Consider the following 15,387-nt stretch of genomic DNA (forward strand, 5'->3'; position numbering starts at 1 on the left):
CGTGGAGGGACTCCGACTCCAGGACGTCGAGATGGGACAGCGTGTACGGGTTCGCGGCGGGGGCGGCGGCCGGGGCGCTGGTCAGGGCGGTCATGCCAGCCCCCGCTCGGCGAGCAGGGCGAGCAGCGCCGCCACGGACCGGTCCACGGACTCGGTGTGCGAGTCGATCCGCAGATCGGGGGCGAGCGGCTCCTCGTACGGGGCGTCGACGCCGGTCAGCCCGCTGATCTGGCCCGCGGCACGGCGGGCGTACAGGCCCTTGACGTCGCGCACCGCGCAGACGTCCACCGGGGCGGCGACATGGATCTCCAGGAACTCCGTCCGGCTCTCGCGGTGCAGCGCGCGCACCAGGGCGCGTGAGTCCGCGTACGGGGCGATGACCGGGACCAGGGCCAGGATGCCGTTGCGGGCCAGCACCTGTGCGATCCGGCCGGTGCGCTCCACGTTGCGGTGCCGGTCCTCGCGGGAGAAGCCGAGGTCCCCGGAGAGCGTGCTGCGCAGTTCGTCGCCGTCGAGCACCTCCACCCGGCGGCCGGATTGGCGCAGGACGCCGGCGGCGGCGCGCGCGACCGTGGTCTTCCCGGAGCTGGGCAGCCCGGTCAGCCACACGGTCGCGCCGGGGTAGCAGGTGCAGTAGGAGGCCGTGGCGGAACGGGAGAGGAGGCCGGGGTCCGGGGCGGTGGTCTGCAGGGTGGTCACATCGTGCTCCATTCTCGGACGGCGGCGGCCAGGAGACGCCCGGCCTGCCGGAACTCGGCCGCGGACACGTGCTCGGCGGGGGTGTGGTCGAGACTCGCGTCACCGGGGCCGTAGGCGACCATGGGGACGCCGTGCCAGGTGGTGGCCAGCGTGTTCATGTCGCTGCTGCCCTTCTTCATCAGGTAGCGGGGCTTCAACTCCTCTGCTGCGAAGGCTCGTTGGAACGCCTTGACCAGCGGGCTGGTGCGTGGGGTGGCGACCCCGGGAGTGGCGCGCAGCACTTCGACGCGGACCGGCTCCGGCACCGCGGCGCGCAGCACGTCGGTGATCGTCCGCACGGCGTGGCCCGGGGGCAGCCGCAGGTCCACCACGGCCTCGCCGTCCTGCACGTCGCCGCCGTTCAGGGCCTGGATGCCCAGCGTCGCGAGGAGCGCGTCGGGAGCCGTGCGGGCGGCCGCGGCACGCAGCGCGGTCAGCGCGTCCACGAGCCGGTCGCCGGCCGTGCGGACCCCCTCGCCGGCGGTGTGGCCGACGCTCTCCCGGGTGTGCAGACGCACCTTGACCAGGCCGTAGTATCCGAGGGTGAGGGCCGACGCGCCGCTGGGCTCGCCCACGATCACCGCGTCGGCCGGGTAGGCGTCCCGGACGCGGAAGGCACCCGCCCCGGTGATCTCCTCCTCCACGGCACCGACCACCCGCAGTTCGACTCCTTCGGGCGGGTCGTAGTCGGCGAGGGTCTGCAGGAACGTCACCAGGCTCGCCTTGGCGTCGACCGAGCCGCGGCCGGACAGCACCTCGCCGTGCCAGCGGACCGGCCACCGGTAGGGAACCGTGTCCAGGTGGCCGAGCATCATCAGGCGCCGGTCTCCCGCACCCCGGGTGACGACCAGGTTGCCGACGGCGTCGATCTCGCTCTTGAGGCCGTGGTCGGCGCACCATTCGGCGAGGAAGACCGCCAGCTCCCGTTCGTCCCGGGAGACGGAGGACAGCTGCACCGCCCGGGACAGCAGGCTCAGGTCGACGGCGGGCGGCGTGGTCCCCCAGAACCGGGTGGCGCCCGCCGACGACACCGTGTGCGGGCCGGTGATCGCCGTGTCGGAGGTGCCGCCGATCGCGATCTCGGCGGCGCGCACCTTCTGCCGCATGCGGCCCCGTGCGTACCGGCCGCCCTCGCCCTCGGCGAGGTGGCGCAGGGTGCTGGTCGGGTCGGTGGGGTCGGCCAGCAGGCCGGCGGTGCCGGTCACCAGGCGCAGGTGGTCGGCGTCCAGGGCGCGGGCGACGGTCGCGGCGAGCACGTCGGCGTCGACGTTGAGCGGCGTGCCGCCCTCGGCGTCGGCGACCGGCGGGGACAGACAGACGACGTCGAAGGCGTCGAGCAGTGCGCCGATCCGGGCCGCGTCGACGGACGTGACCGTTCCGGCCCGGTGGTCGCGGACGATCCGGACCCGGCCGTCCTCCCGGACCCGCAGTGGCCCGTTGGCCTTCGCCGTCACCAGGGTGCCGCCACGGGCCACGGAGGCGAAGACCGACAGACCGCGCCGGGTCAGCTCCTCCTCCACCAGGGGCAGGGTCACCTCCTCGTACGCGGCGACGATGTGCCGCATCTCCTCGGGCGGGCAGTAGCGGATCTCGTCGCCGCCGAGGGAGCGCAGGGTGCGGATCTCGCGTCCGGTGCGCCGGTAGTGCTCGGCGATGCCGGCCGCTCCTCCTGCGACGACCAGCAGCCGGGCACCGCGGCCGCGCAGCGCGAGCAGTTCGTCGAAGACACGGCTGTGGGACAGGGTGGCGCTGCCCAGCTTGACCACGTAGAGCGCCGGCGGCCGCGCGCCGGCGACTTCGCCCAGGGGCGGGGCTGTTCCCGGGGGCATGTGCGTACTCCTTCGGCTCTCGGGGCGGGTGGTGACGGGGAGTCGGCCGGGGGTGGAGCGGGTGGCCGGTGTGCCGGATCCGTGGCGGGCGCCGGCCGGTGTGGCGGACCGGTGCCGCGGGGCGGGACGGCCGGTGTGCCGGTTCGCTGACGGACGCCGGCCGGTGGGGCGGGGTGGCCGGGGCGTCGGTCGGGTGACGGGTGCCGGCCGGTGGGGCGGGGTGGGGTGGTCGGTGGGTCGGGTGGAGGGTGGGCGTCAGCCGATGCCGCGGGTGTTGCCGCCGTCGGCGACCAGGACGGTGCCGGTGACGAACGCGGCCTGTTCGCTGGCCAGGAAGGCGACCAGGGCGCCCAGGTCCTCCGCCCGGCCGATCCGGCCGAGCGGCAGGGACGCCGCGACCTCGGCGAGCCGCTCCTCGACCTCGTCGCCGTACTGCACGTCGAGGATGGGTGTGCGGTGGAAGCCGGGCGCGAGCACGTTGACCGTCACACCGGACGGGCCGAAGGCGTCCACGAGGCCCTTGGCGAAGCCGAGGACACCGAGCCGGGCCACCGAGGACAGACCGCTGCCCGGATGGGGCTGACGCACGGACTCGGAGGTGATCATCACGATCCGGCCCCAGCCGGCCCGCCGCAGATGGGGCGCGGCGGCCAGGGACAGGGCGACGTGCGGCAGCAGGTTGTCGTTGACCGCCGCGCGGTACTCGGCGACCTCGAAGTCCTCCACGGCACCGAACGGCACACCCCCGGAGTTGCTGACGACGACGTGCAGCCCGCCGAACGTCCGGGCGGTGTCCGCCACCCACGCGCCTGCGGCGTGCTCGTCACGCAGGTCCACCGTGCGGCTCAGCACCCGCCCGGGACCGCAGGCGTCCACCTCCTTGTGGGCCGTGGCGAGCCTCTCGGGGTCACGGCCGCAGATCGACACGTCGGCGCCTTCCGCGGCGAGCACCTTGGCCACGGCGAGCCCGATGCCGCTGCTGGAGGCCGCCACGAGCGCGGCCCTGCCCGCGAGTCCGAGGTTCACCACAACTCACCCGGCCACCGGGGCGCGACGACGGCGGGCTGTGCCACGGGCCGCGAACGGTCCGTGCCGCGCGGACCGGGGGCCGAGGCGTGGCGCGGGCCGGCGCCCGAGGCGTCGCGTGGGCCGGGGGCCGAGGTGTCGCGTGGACCGGCGCCCGAGGTGGCGCGTGGGCCGGGGGCCGGGGTGTCGCGTGGACCGGCGCCCGGGGTGTCGCGTGGGCCGGTGTCCGTTCGGCGGGACGGTGCCGCCGGGTAGCCGTACCGGGCGAGCAGCGGCAGCGCCGGTACCGTGGCCGCGGCGATGTCGGACGGGGACAGTGCGGTGCGCCAGCGGTCGTCGGGGCGGATCCGTGTCTCCCCGCGGCGCAGCCGGTCCGGGTTGCCGGTGACCGTGTGGTTGACGCCGAGCCCGATCCGGCCGCCGTCGTCGACCGGTACCTCGTCGTCCAGGCCGGCGAAGCGCAGCACCTCGGCCGTCGTGGCCCGGGGCCGGGCGCACAGGTCCTCGTGCCGGATCCGCAGGTAACGCGCGCCCGCCGCCGTACCGACCAGCTCGGATGCGAGGTTGAAGGCCGTCCAGTAGCCGCTCGAACGGGCCGGGGACATCGGGTCGATGTACTCCTTCGCGCTGCGGTACGACAGGGCGGTGGCCCGCGGGTCCCGCACGATGTGCAGCACCCGGACGTCGAGATCCGCCCGGCCCAGCAGGGCCGCCGCCTCTGCCGGGCACTTGGAGCCGTCCACCACCAGCCGGCCGGCGCCTTCGGCGGCGATCCGCCGGTAGACGGCGGCCGACTGGTCGAGCAGTTCGGTGACCCCCGGCGCGGCGGGCCGGGCGCCGCGCGCCTCGGCGAGCCTGGCCCGGGTGTGCCGGGTGCGCATCAGGTTCCGCTGGAGGGACAGCATCCGGTGCGCGGTGGCCGCGGTGCCGCCGGCGGGCAGGGCCGCGAGCGCCTCCGACCACAGCGGGCACCCGGTCAGCGGCCGGCCGCAGCCGCACGTGGAGTTCGTCCCGGTGCCGAGGACACCGTTCTTCCACAGGAAGTGCAGCTCACCGATGTGCCGCACGCCGGGCAGCTCGTTGAGGACGTTGCCGAGCAGTGTGCTGCCGCTGCGCATCCAACCGGTGATGTACAGGACACGGACAGGGGGGCCGGACATGGGGTTCCCTTCGTCGGCTGGCGCGTGGTCGGTCCGCGGCATCAGTCGCGGGACAGCAGCAGGAAGTGCTGCGGCAGGTGGACGGCGAGACCGACCCGGCTGGTCGCCTCGACCACGTCGGACCCGTCCGGGCCCTGGCCGCGCAGCAGCGCCAGCGAGGCGACCCCGGGCACCAGCAGGGTGACGGCGGCCCGGAAGTCGCCGAGCAGGACCCGGTGGCGCGGGATCATGCGGGTGCGGGAGACGGTGATGCCCGCCGCACCGAGCTGGCCCAGCACACCGGCCCGGACCAGCTCCCAGTAGGTGAACGGGTGGACGACGATGCCGTCGCAGGAGCCACCGGTCTCCTCGACCTCGGCGGCCGCCTCGGTGATGGCCGCGTACACGTCGTCCCCGAGCGGACCGCGGCGGATGCCGGGCAGCTCCAGCAGACCGGTGACGGCCTTGTCCTCGCTGCCGTGCAGCAGCGTCTGGTTCTCCACGACGGACAGGCGGACCAGCACCCGGTAGTCGACGAAGGAGGCGAGCAGCGCCGGCTCGTCCAGGAGCCCGGCGGGCAGCGGCACCCGCACCTTGAGGTCGGTGAGTTCGGCGTGCTCCAGCCGGGAGGTGAAGGACCCTTCCGGAGTGGTCCGGTACGAGGTGCCGGAGGCCGCGAGCCGGGTGGCCGGCTCATGCACGAAAGGCACCGGACCGTCGGCCACCGAGGCCGTCTTCAGCAGGTGCCGTACGGCATAGCGGGGGCGGGTCGCGAACAGCGGGAAAACCGCCGGGAGATGGGCGCGGAACGGGATGACGCGGTCTTCGCCGGCCGCGGCCCCGCGCACGGACCAGGCGAACTCCTCGCCCGGGCTGCGCTCGGCGAGGGACGGGTCGGCGAGCTGTATCCGGACTCCCTGCTGTACTGCCGAAGAGGCGGGTGCTGCCAGCATTCTGTTCTCCTTGAGCAGTCGAGGAACGGCCTTGATGTGCGTTTGAGCCTAGGGCGTCGCACAGGATTTCGGCCGACGAATTCCACGCCCACTTTTTATGGGCTGAATAAGGGGTGGTGATTCCCGTTCAGGACGGCTGCACACGGCGGGCATGAAGATCTCATATGCATCCCGTGACCAGCGCCGTGGCCGCTGCGAAGGGGTCCGCCCTAGGCTGCTGTCAGCTTCAGGAATCCGACCGATGACGGGGTGAGAGAATGGGTCACGACCTGCAGATAAATCGCCTGAGGGCGCTGGTGGCCGTGGTCGAGCACGGCGGATTCCGCCGGGCCGCGGAGGCGCTCCACATCACCCAGCCCGCGGTCAGCCAGCAGATCCGCCAGCTCGGCGGCCTCATCAAGGGCCCGGTCTTCGCCGCCACCGGCCGGGAGATGCGGCTCAGCCCGCAGGGCGAGGAACTGCTGGAGTACGCCCGCCGCATGGTGGCGCTCAACGACGAGGCCGTCGCCCGCTTCGTGCCCGAGGCCGGCCAGGTACTGCTGTCGGTCGGTGTGACCAGCCAGCTCGCCGAGGTGCTGCCGGAGTTCCTGCGCCGGGTCAACCGCGGGCTGCCCCATGTGCAGCTGCGGGTCCGCACGGGCGTGAGCGAGGCGCTGGCGCAGCAGCTGAGCACAGGTCAGCTCGACGTGGCCCTGCTGCTGCAGGCCGGCCCCTCGGACGCCGGCACCGAGAGCCTGGAGCTGGGCAGGATGCGCATGGCATGGTTCGGCCGGCCCGCCACCCGTGAACGGGACGCGCTCCCGCTGGCCCTGTTCCCCGCCCCCTGCACCCTGCGCGGGCTGGTCGGCGAGGTCCTCGACGGCGCGGGCGTCCCCTGGCGCATCGCCTACGAGGGGCCCGAGCTGATCGGCCTGCGCTCGGCCGCCAAGGCCGGCCTGGGCATGACCTGCCTCATCGCCAACGGCGACGAGCTGTGGGGCCTCGCCCGCACCGCCCACGCCGGCCTGCCGGAACCGCCGGCACCGCTCCCGGTCACCCTCGCCCTGGCGTCCGGCGCCGCCCCGGAGGGCTTCGCCGGGATCGCCGAGAAGGCGTTCCGGCAGGCGCTCCAGGGATATCCGCTGGAGCCGGCCGGAACCGCGGACGGCGCCGGATCCGCTCCCTCGGGCCCCGCGAAGTCCGCTCCCGCACACGCCGCCGACGCCGGCGCTCCCGCCCGCCCCGGGACGGCCGCGCTCAGCACGTCGGCGGTCTGAAGACCCCTGTATTCCCACGCGCATAAGCGACCGCATTCACTCCCATTCGAGCCGCTCATGAAACCCGGCCGAAACGCGGAAATTCCGGGGATACAGTCGCTCTGGTTCCACCGCCTTCTATCGAGTGAGGGGAATTACCATGCCGCAGACCCTGACGGTCAGTGAATGCCTCGAGTGCGACGCCGAGGTGCCCTGGGAGAACGACGCCCGGGTCGGTGAAATTCTCGAGTGCCCGGAGTGCCGTACGGAACTGGAGGTCGAATCCGTCGAGCCGCCCCGGCTCGTGCTCGCCCCCGAGGTCGAGGAGGACTGGGGCGAGTAGCCGGCCCGGATCCGCCACACGGCCACACGGCCACCGGACCACCCGGCCACAGAGCGCCGGGAGGACACAGGGGAAGGAGAACAAGGCCATGAGTTCCGCGGCACCGCGGCTCGGCGTGCTCGCCTCGCGAGTCCGTTTCGAGGAGAAGAGCATCCTGGCAGCCCTGGAGCGGCGCGGCGCCGCGTGCGAGCAGATCGACCCCCGCGCGCTGTCGGTCCGGGCGGCCACGCCCTGGACCGGCCCGCGCACCGTCCTCAACCGCGAGGTCGGCCACTACCGGGCGCTGTACGCGGCGAGCGCCCTGGAGTCGGCCGGCACCAAGGTGCTCAACACCGCCGCGGCGACGGCGGTGTGCGGTGACAAGTGGCAGACCACGGCGGCACTGACCGCCCACGGTGTGCCGACCCCCGAGACCGTCCTCGCACTGACCCCGGAGGCGGCGCCGTCCGCCCTGGAACAGATCGGCTACCCGGCGGTGATCAAGCCGCTGGTCGGCTCCTGGGGCCGTCTGGTCACCCGGGTCACGGACCCCGCGATGGCCGCGGCCGTGCTGGAGCACCTGGCCGCGCTGCCCTCCCCGCAGTCGCACATCGTCTACGTGCAGCGCGAGGTCGCCAAGGCCGACCGGGACATCCGGGTCCTGGTGGTCGGCGGCCGGGCGGTCGGCGCCACGTACCGCCGCAGCGAGCAGTGGCGTACGAACGTCGCCCGCGGAGCGGTCAGCGAGCGCTGTCCGCTCGACCCCGCCCTCACCGCACTCGCCGTGTCCGCGGCGGACGCCGTCGGCGCGCACATCGCCGGCGTGGACCTGCTCCAGGACCCGGACGGCCGGCTGACCGTGCTCGAGGTCAACGACCGGGTGGAGTTCCGCGGACTGCAGCAGAGCCACGGCACGGACATCGACGCGGCGGACGCCCTCGCCGCCCTGCTGATCGAGGAGGCACAGGCATGATCCGGGCAGCCGTCGTCGGCGCGGCCGGCTACATCGGCGGTGAACTGCTCCGCCTGCTGGTCGGCCACCCCCAGGTGGAGATCGTGGCCGCTGTCTCGCGCACGCTGCGCGGCCGGCCGGTCGACAGCATCCATCCCAACCTCCGCGGGCGCACCCGCCTCACCTTCTCGTCGTACGACCAACTCGGCCACCCCGACGTGCTGTTCCTGGCCACACCCCACCGCGAGACCATGCAGCGGATGCCCGCGTACCTCGACTCGGCACGGGTCGTCATCGACCTGTCCGGCGACTTCCGGCTGCACGACACCGACGTCTACGAGGACTACTACGGCACCCCGCACGAGGCGCCCGGCCTGATCGGCAGCTTCGTCCCGGGCATCCCCGAGTTCCACCGCGACCGGCTGCGCGCCGCCGACCGGATCTCGGTACCCGGCTGCATGGCCACCGCCGGCCTGCTCTCCCTGGTCCCGCTCGCCCGTGCCGGGCTGGTCCGCGGAGACATCACGGTGGACGCCCGCACCGGATCCAGCGGCTCCGGCGCCAAGGCCGGTTCGGAGAACCTGCACGCCGAACGCAGCGGCGCGCTCAGGGTGTTCGCGCCCACCCGGCACCGGCACGAAGCCGAGATCGCGCAGGCGACCGGGCACACCATCCACATGACGGCGACCGGCATCGAGGCGGTCCGCGGCGTGCAGCTGCTGTCCCGGGCCTCGCTGGCCGACGGGGTGGACGAGCGCGCCATCCGCAGCACCTACCGCTCCTGGTACGGCGACGAGCCCTTCGTCCGGGTCGTCGCCGCCCGCCGCGGCATGCACCGCTTCCCCGACGCCAAGATCCTCTCCGGCTCCAACTACTGCGACGTCGGCTTCGCCCTGGACCGTGGCGCCTCCACCGTCACCGTGATCGCGGCCCTGGACAACCTCGTCAAGGGGGGCGCGGGCAACGCCGTGCAGTGCATGAACGTGCGCTTCGGCGAACCGGAGGAACGCGGACTGGAGTTCACCGGCCTGCACCCCAACTGAGCGACCGAACTGCCGCTGCCGCTGCCGCTGCCGCTGCCGCTGCCGGCGCCGCGTGCCGCTGGCGGCGCGCCCCGCAGACCGTCCCGCCTTGCCGCCCGACCGACTCACCCGCCGCAGACCGACCCGCCTGCCGCCCCGGAGCAGCCGAACCGCCCGTTCCCGGCTCCGCCGTACGCCACCGCATCCCGCCGAGAGGACCAGGCATGAGCAGCCCGCCCCTGCTGCGCGGCACCCCGCCGCCGGCCGCACCGACCGCCGACCGCCCCGCCGACCCCTTCGGGACCGAACTGCCCCGCAGCGGAGCCGAACTGTCCCACGTCGGAGCCGAACAGCCCCGTGGTGGAAGCGAACTGTCCCGCGGCGGAGCCGAACGGCCCCGCGGTGGAGCCGAACTGTCCCGCGGCGGAGCCGAACTGTCCCGCGGCGGAGCCGAATTGCTCGAGACCGTGACCCGGATCAGGGAGCACATCGTGACGATGTGCGCCTCGGCCGAGGGCGGGCACCTGGGCGGCTCGATGTCCCTGGCGGAGATCCTCGCCGTGCTCTACTTCCGCGTGCTGCGCCACGACCCGCGCTTCCCCGGCATGCCCGACCGGGACATCCTGCTGCTCAGCAAGGGGCACGGTGGCATCGGCCTGTTCGCAACCCTGTGCGAGGCCGGCTACTTCCCGGCCGGCGAGCTGGCCGCGTACGCCCGGCCGGGCAGCCGCTTCACCGCCCACCCGCACCCCGGGATCCCGGGGGTCGAGATGCCCTCCGGATCCCTCGGCCACGGCCTGGCCGTCGGCGTCGGGCATGCCCTGGCACACCGGCTGGAGGGCTCCGGCCGCCGCTGCTTCGTGGTGATGGGCGACGGCGAACTCCAGGAGGGCTCCGTGTGGGAGGCCGCCTCGGTCGCCTCCGCGCACCGGCTGGCCCGGCTCACCGCGATCGTGGACCGCAACGGCCTGCAGATCAGCGGCCCGACCGAGTCGGTCGGCGCGCTGGAACCGCTGGCCGACCGCTGGCGCGCCTTCGGGTGGCGGGTCCTGGAGGCCGACGGCCACGACACCGACGCGCTGACCGCCGCGCTCTCGGCGGCACCCGATCCCGAGCGGCCCACCGTCCTGATCGCGCACACCGTCAAGGGCAAGGGCGTCGCCAAGATCGAGGGCCAGGCCCGCAGCCACTTCGCCCGGCTCGGCCGCCGCCAGCAACAACAGCTCCTGCAGGCCCTGCGCGCAGACGCGGAGGCCCGCCGATGACCACGGCCACCGCTTCGACGGCCACCACCGCCACGGCCACCACCGCCCCGCACACCGCTTCGACGGCCACCGCCGCCCCGCCCGCTTCGACAGCCACCGCCGCCACGGCCACCGCCCCCACGCACGCTGCTTCCACGGCCACCACCGCCCCGCACACCGCTTCCACGGCCACCGCCGCCACGGCCACCACCCCCACGCCCGCCGACCGTCCGGCCGAGGCGAGCGGGGCGCATCCGGTCGCCCCCGCCGAGCGTTCCGCGCGTGAGGTCTACCGCGACACCGTCGCCGCACTCCTGCCCCGCGAGGAGCGGTTGGTGGTGCTGGACACCGACACCGGACTGTTCGCCGGCGTCGACTTCGGGGCCGGTGCGGACCGCTATCTGAACCTGGGGATCGCCGAGCACACCCTCATGGGTGCGGCGGCCGGGCTCGCACGGGAGGGCCGGATCCCGCTGGTGCACACGATGGCCGCGTTCGCCGCGTCCCGGGCCCTGGAGGCCGTGAAACTCGACATCGCGCTCGGCGACCTGCCGGTCCTGATCGCCGCCACCCACGCCGGTGTGTCGGCCGGTCACCTGGGCCCCACGCACCACGCCCTGGAGGACCTGGCGACGATGCGGGTGCTGCCCCACATGACCGTGGTGGTCCCCGGCGATCCGGAGCAGACCGCCGTCCTGCTGCGCCAGGCGCTCACCGCGGGCGGACCCGTCTACCTGCGCCTCGGCCGCTCGGCGACCCCCGCCCTGCCGGCCGGCGCCGAGCCGCCCCGGCTCGGCAAGGCACAGGTCCTGCGCCGCGGTACGGACCTCACGCTCGCCGCCTGCGGCCCCTACCCGGTGCTGGCGGCCCTGGAGGCGGCCGAACTGCTTGCCGCGGACGGCATCTCGGCGAACGTCCTGCACCTGCACACCGTCAAGCCGCTTGACACCCCGGCCCTGCTGGAGGCACTGGCCGACCAGCACACCCTGATCACGGTCGAGGAGCACTGGGCGGCCGGCGGATTCGGCTCCGCGGTCGCCGAGGAGCTGGCCGTGCTGCCGGTCCGGGTCCACCGGATCGCGATGCCGGACGCCTTCGTCGAGGTCGCCGGCAGCCAGCGCCACCTGCTCCAGCAGGGCGGCGTCAGCGCCCAGTCCATCGCCGCCCGCGCCCGCCGGGCGCTCGGCACCATTGGGGGAGGCACCCGATGACCACCACAGCACCCCACGAGCCGTACACCCCGTCCCCCGACGGCGAGCGGTGGCGCCGGGCCGGGTTCTGGCGCGACGAGACGATCCTGCACGACCTGCGCCGCTGGGCCGCCGAGCGGCCCGGCAAGCCCGCCCTGGTCTGCTGCTCCGGCGCCGGGACGCACACCGTGGGCTACGTCGAGCTGGCCCGCCGGGTCGACCGGCTGGCTGCCGCACTGCTCCGGCTCGGCGTGCGGCGCGGCGACGTGGTCACGCTCCAACTGCCCAACGGCTGGGAACTGGTGGCGCTGTGCCTGGCCGCCGCCCGGATCGGCGCGGTGGCCGGGCCCGTGGTGCCGACCATGCGCCGCCGCGAGGTCGAGTTCATGACCCGGCTCACCGAGAGCCCGGTCTACATCGCCGCCGCGGACATCCGCGGCTTCTCCTACGACCGGATGAGCGCCGAGGTCGCCGGTGCCGTGCCCACCCTGCGCCACCGGGTGCTGCTCGGCGGCGACGGTCCGCTCACCGAGGGCGCCCTGGACTTCACCCGCGACCTCTACGGCCCCGACCCCGACCCGGACCTGCTCGCCTCGCTCGACTCCCTGGAGGCCGGCCCGGACGACCCCGCCCAGATCATGTTCACCTCCGGCACCACCGGGGAGCCCAAGGGCGTCGTGCACAGCCACAACACGCTGTACGCGATGAACAAGGCGCAGGCCGACGTACTCGGTCTCACCGGCGACGAGATCACCGCGATGGGCTCGCCCACCACCCACCAGGCCGGATTCACCTGGAACTTCGTGATGCCGATGCTGCTCGGTGCCACCGCCGTGCAGGTGGACCGGTGGGACCCGCAGCGCATGCTGCGCATCCTGCAGGAGGAGCGGGTGACGTTCTTCATGGGGGCGCCCACCTTCCTGTCCGACCTGATCGAGGCCCAGCGCCGCACCCCGCACGACCTGTCGGCGCTGCACAGCTTCGCCACCGGCAGCGCGCCCATCGCACCCCTGCTCGTCGAGGACGCCGACGAGGTGCTCGGCTGCCGGGTGTACGCGCTGTGGGGCATGACCGAGAACGGCTGTGTGACCGTCACCCGGCCCGGCCAGCCGCCGCTGCGGGCCGCCGCGAGCGACGGCACCGCCGTGCCGGGGATGGAGGTCCGCATCACCGGCAAGGACGGCACCGCCGTACCGCCGGGGGAGAACGGGCGGCTCCAGGTGCGCGGCGCCGCCCAGTGCCTGGGCTACTTCCGGCGGCAGGAGACCTACGACGCCTCGGTGACCGCCGACGGCTGGTTCGACACCGGCGACCTGGCCCGGGACGACGGCCACGGCGGCATCCGCATCGCCGGCCGGGTCAAGGACATGATCCTGCGCGGCGCCGAGAACATACCGGTCGTCGAGGTCGAGGGCGCGCTGCTCAGGCACCCGGCGATCAAAGACGTGGCGGTCGTCGGCTACCCGGACGCCCGGCTCGGCGAGCGCGCCTGCGCCTTCCTGGTCACCACCGGGCCCGCGCTCGGACTGCCCGAGCTGCGCGAGCACCTGGCCGGGCTCGGCATGGCCAAGACGTACTGGCCGGAGCGGGTGGAAGTGCTGCCCGAACTGCCGCGCACCCCCTCCGGAAAGATCCAGAAATTCGCCCTGCGCGACCTGCTGCGCACCGCCGGCCGCTCCGCCTGACGTCCGGGATCCCGGAAGAAGGAAGCTCCATGGACTTCACGTTCACCCCGGCGCAGAACGAACTCGCCAAGCTCGTGGCCGGGTTCGCCGCCGAACGGATCGCCCCGCACCGCCGGGAACAGGACCGTACCGGCACCTACCGCCCGGACCTGATCGCGGACCTGGCCGGCGCGGACCTGTTCGCGCTGCGCATCCCCGAGGCGTACGGCGGCCGCGGCCTGGACGCCGTCAGCGCGGGCATCGCCCTGGAGCAGCTGGCCGCCGCCGATCTCGCGGTCTGCTTCCCGGTGCTGAACGCCGCGCTCATCGGCGGAGTCCTCGCCGACAACGGCACCGCCGGGCAGCGCGCCCGGTGGCTGCCGCCGATCGCCCGCGGCGAGGCCGTGGTCGCCCTCGCGCTGACCGAGCCCGGGCACGGCACGGACGCGGCGGGCATCGGGACGAGCGCACGGCCGGACGGCGACGGCTGGGTGCTGTCCGGCGAGAAGACCTCGATCATGATCGCCGCGCACGCCACCCACGCCCTGGTCTTCGCCCGCACCGGCGGGGACGGAGCGCGCGGCATCAGCGCCTTCTACCTGCCCCTGGACGACGCCCGGGTGCACCGGGAGCGGCTGACCGACCTGGGCTGCCGGGCCGGCGGCCGGGGCCGTGTCGTCCTGGACGGGGTCCGGGTCGGAGCGGACGCCCTGGTCGGCGAACCCGGCGGCGGCTTCGCGGCCGTGATGCGCGGTTTCGGGGTCTCCCGGGCGCTGATCGCGCTGATGGCGATCGCGGTCGGCAACGCCGCCCTGGACGAGGCGTACGCCCATGCCACCCGGCGGACCGCCTTCGGGCAGCCCCTCGGCAGGTTCCAGTCGGTGGCGTTCCCGCTCGTGGAGCACACCACCCTGCTGCACGCGGCCCGCCTGGTCGCCTACGAGGCGCTGTGCCGGGCGGACCGCGGCGAAGATCCGCGCATCCCGTCGAACATGGCCAAGTGGTGGGCGCCGAAGGCCGCCGTGGAAGCCACCCACCAGGCGCTGCTGACCATGGGGCACCTGGGCTGGAGCGAGGACGGACCGGTCGCCCAGCGGCTGCGGGACGTCATCGGCCTGCAGCTGGCGGACGGCACGGCCGCGGCGACCAAGCTCACCGTGGCCCGGCTGGTCCTGGGCAGGGAGTACGCGCCGTGACGTCCGGCCCCCGCGCCACCGGCGCCCGCCCAGCCGCCCCGCGGTCCGGTCACGCGGGCCGTTCAGCCGCCTTGCGGTCCCATCGCGCCGCCCGTTCAGCCGCCCTGTGGTCCGGTCACGCGGGCCCTTCAGTCGCCCTGTGGTCCGGCCTATCCGGCCCTTCGGCCGCCGCCCTGTGGTCCGCTCGCGCCGGCCGTCTTGAGGCCCTGGCGGTAGACCTGCATCTTCGAGCGGGTGCCGCACACCGCCATGGAGCACCAGCGGCCGGTGCGGTTGCGCGCACGGTCGTAGAAGGCCCACTCGCAGCGGTGGTCGTGACAGGACTTCAGCCGCTGCCAGGTGCCCTCCCCGGCCGCCTCCACGACGATGCCGAGGACCTCGCCGAACAGGCCCCCGGCGCCCTCGCGGGCCGGCCGCAGGCCGGGCAGGCCCGCCTCGTCGAAGCCGAGGACGAGCGGGCACTGCGCGGCGATGCGCTCGACGACGGCACGGGCCGCCGGATCGGGGTCACCGCCGTTGTTCTCCCGCAGCAACGCCCGCAGCGCCTCGCGGAGTTCGACCGCCCGCTCGCGGTCGGCCCCGGTGACGCCCCGGCCGGCGCCGGGCGGGCCGTACTCCGCAAGCCAGCGCGTGAACCCCCCGAGAGAGGCGAACTCGTCGGGTCCGAACTCGACGTTGAGGCTGTTGACGAAGGACTGCACCAGGGCGAGCCGGCCCGGCGCGACCTCGCGGTTGCCCGGTTGCCGCACCCGGGACCGTCCCGTCGGCACGCCCGTCGCCGCCCCGTCCGGGGCCGTCACGCTCCTGATCCCGCTCATTCCGCAGACCATACCGGTCACTCGTGTTGACCGGTATCCATCTCCGCCAATCCCCCCCA

General features: G+C 74.3%; 14 protein-coding genes. 8 read left to right on the top strand and 6 right to left on the bottom strand.

Going from position 1 to position 15,387, the window contains the following annotated elements; genetic code table 11:
• Positions 1-90: 90 nt before the first annotated feature.
• The 5 genes from cysC to JK359_RS19380 all read right to left on the bottom strand — a co-directional run bounded on the left by cysC (position 91) and on the right by JK359_RS19380 (position 5,685).
• Positions 91-609 carry an adenylyl-sulfate kinase gene (gene cysC, locus JK359_RS19360; protein WP_307788193.1) on the bottom strand — a complete coding sequence of 173 codons (519 nt, stop codon included), beginning with the start codon at positions 607-609 and terminating at the stop codon, positions 91-93.
• Positions 610-695: 86 nt separating this feature from the next.
• The gene (locus JK359_RS19365; RefSeq protein ID WP_201837220.1) at positions 696-2,567 is read right to left on the bottom strand and encodes a M20/M25/M40 family metallo-hydrolase; all 1,872 of its coding nucleotides are present in this window, start codon (positions 2,565-2,567) and stop codon (positions 696-698) included.
• A 255-nt stretch (positions 2,568-2,822) separates the two neighbouring features.
• Complete coding sequence (locus JK359_RS19370; protein ID WP_201837222.1) at positions 2,823-3,593, bottom strand: SDR family NAD(P)-dependent oxidoreductase; 771 nt, start codon at positions 3,591-3,593, stop codon at positions 2,823-2,825.
• Complete coding sequence (locus JK359_RS19375) at positions 3,590-4,753, bottom strand: sulfotransferase (RefSeq protein WP_236678119.1); 1,164 nt, start codon at positions 4,751-4,753, stop codon at positions 3,590-3,592. The genes JK359_RS19370 and JK359_RS19375 overlap by 4 nt, the downstream gene beginning before the upstream one ends.
• A 41-nt stretch (positions 4,754-4,794) precedes the next feature.
• Positions 4,795-5,685, bottom strand: coding sequence for a family 3 encapsulin nanocompartment shell protein (locus JK359_RS19380; protein WP_236678120.1), 891 nt, complete (start codon positions 5,683-5,685; stop codon positions 4,795-4,797).
• Between the two features lie 257 nt (positions 5,686-5,942).
• Between JK359_RS19380 and JK359_RS19385 the strand changes: the two genes are divergently transcribed.
• The 8 genes from JK359_RS19385 (at position 5,943) to JK359_RS19420 (ending at position 14,510) form a co-directional block, all read left to right on the top strand.
• Entirely contained in the window at positions 5,943-6,941 is a 999-nt protein-coding gene (locus JK359_RS19385; protein ID WP_201837224.1) for a LysR substrate-binding domain-containing protein, read from the top strand.
• 139 nt (positions 6,942-7,080) lie between these two features.
• Entirely contained in the window at positions 7,081-7,263 is a 183-nt protein-coding gene (locus JK359_RS19390; RefSeq protein WP_201837226.1) for a lysine biosynthesis protein LysW, read from the top strand.
• A gap of 88 nt (positions 7,264-7,351) precedes the next feature.
• Positions 7,352-8,215 carry a RimK family alpha-L-glutamate ligase gene (locus JK359_RS19395; RefSeq protein WP_201837228.1) on the top strand — a complete coding sequence of 288 codons (864 nt, stop codon included), beginning with the start codon at positions 7,352-7,354 and terminating at the stop codon, positions 8,213-8,215.
• Complete coding sequence (gene argC / locus JK359_RS19400; RefSeq protein ID WP_201837230.1) at positions 8,212-9,237, top strand: N-acetyl-gamma-glutamyl-phosphate reductase; 1,026 nt, start codon at positions 8,212-8,214, stop codon at positions 9,235-9,237. Before JK359_RS19395 ends, argC begins: the two co-directional genes overlap by 4 nt.
• A gap of 203 nt (positions 9,238-9,440) precedes the next feature.
• Positions 9,441-10,481, top strand: coding sequence for a transketolase (locus JK359_RS19405; RefSeq protein ID WP_236678121.1), 1,041 nt, complete (start codon positions 9,441-9,443; stop codon positions 10,479-10,481).
• The gene (locus tag JK359_RS19410; RefSeq protein WP_201837232.1) at positions 10,478-11,671 is read left to right on the top strand and encodes a transketolase family protein; all 1,194 of its coding nucleotides are present in this window, start codon (positions 10,478-10,480) and stop codon (positions 11,669-11,671) included. Before JK359_RS19405 ends, JK359_RS19410 begins: the two co-directional genes overlap by 4 nt.
• On the top strand, positions 11,668-13,335 hold the full coding sequence (locus tag JK359_RS19415; RefSeq protein WP_201837234.1) for an AMP-binding protein: 1,668 nt from the start codon (positions 11,668-11,670) through the stop codon (positions 13,333-13,335). The genes JK359_RS19410 and JK359_RS19415 overlap by 4 nt, the downstream gene beginning before the upstream one ends.
• A gap of 29 nt (positions 13,336-13,364) precedes the next feature.
• Positions 13,365-14,510: an acyl-CoA dehydrogenase family protein gene (locus tag JK359_RS19420; protein ID WP_201837236.1), complete on the top strand. Its 1,146-nt coding sequence runs from the start codon at positions 13,365-13,367 to the stop codon at positions 14,508-14,510.
• Between the two features lie 149 nt (positions 14,511-14,659).
• Here the strand turns inward: JK359_RS19420 and JK359_RS19425 are convergent, their stop codons facing one another.
• The gene (locus tag JK359_RS19425; RefSeq protein ID WP_236678122.1) at positions 14,660-15,328 is read right to left on the bottom strand and encodes a CGNR zinc finger domain-containing protein; all 669 of its coding nucleotides are present in this window, start codon (positions 15,326-15,328) and stop codon (positions 14,660-14,662) included.
• Between the last annotated feature and the right edge of the window lie 59 nt (positions 15,329-15,387).

It is taken from the genome of Streptomyces actinomycinicus, from assembly GCF_016741775.1.
Taxonomy (GTDB): Bacteria; Actinomycetota; Actinomycetes; order Streptomycetales; family Streptomycetaceae; genus Streptomyces; species Streptomyces actinomycinicus.

Coding starts and splice junctions, on each gene's coding strand:
- argC (WP_201837230.1), top strand. CDS start 8,212: ATGATCCGGGCAGCCGTCGTCGGCGCGGCCGGCTACATCGGCGGTGAA.
- JK359_RS19405 (WP_236678121.1), top strand. CDS start 9,441: ATGAGCAGCCCGCCCCTGCTGCGCGGCACCCCGCCGCCGGCCGCACCG.
- JK359_RS19365 (WP_201837220.1), bottom strand. CDS start 2,567: ATGCCCCCGGGAACAGCCCCGCCCCTGGGCGAAGTCGCCGGCGCGCGG.
- JK359_RS19425 (WP_236678122.1), bottom strand. CDS start 15,328: ATGAGCGGGATCAGGAGCGTGACGGCCCCGGACGGGGCGGCGACGGGC.
- JK359_RS19380 (WP_236678120.1), bottom strand. CDS start 5,685: ATGCTGGCAGCACCCGCCTCTTCGGCAGTACAGCAGGGAGTCCGGATA.
- JK359_RS19385 (WP_201837224.1), top strand. CDS start 5,943: ATGGGTCACGACCTGCAGATAAATCGCCTGAGGGCGCTGGTGGCCGTG.
- JK359_RS19410 (WP_201837232.1), top strand. CDS start 10,478: ATGACCACGGCCACCGCTTCGACGGCCACCACCGCCACGGCCACCACC.
- JK359_RS19395 (WP_201837228.1), top strand. CDS start 7,352: ATGAGTTCCGCGGCACCGCGGCTCGGCGTGCTCGCCTCGCGAGTCCGT.
- JK359_RS19390 (WP_201837226.1), top strand. CDS start 7,081: ATGCCGCAGACCCTGACGGTCAGTGAATGCCTCGAGTGCGACGCCGAG.
- JK359_RS19420 (WP_201837236.1), top strand. CDS start 13,365: ATGGACTTCACGTTCACCCCGGCGCAGAACGAACTCGCCAAGCTCGTG.
- JK359_RS19415 (WP_201837234.1), top strand. CDS start 11,668: ATGACCACCACAGCACCCCACGAGCCGTACACCCCGTCCCCCGACGGC.
- JK359_RS19375 (WP_236678119.1), bottom strand. CDS start 4,753: ATGTCCGGCCCCCCTGTCCGTGTCCTGTACATCACCGGTTGGATGCGC.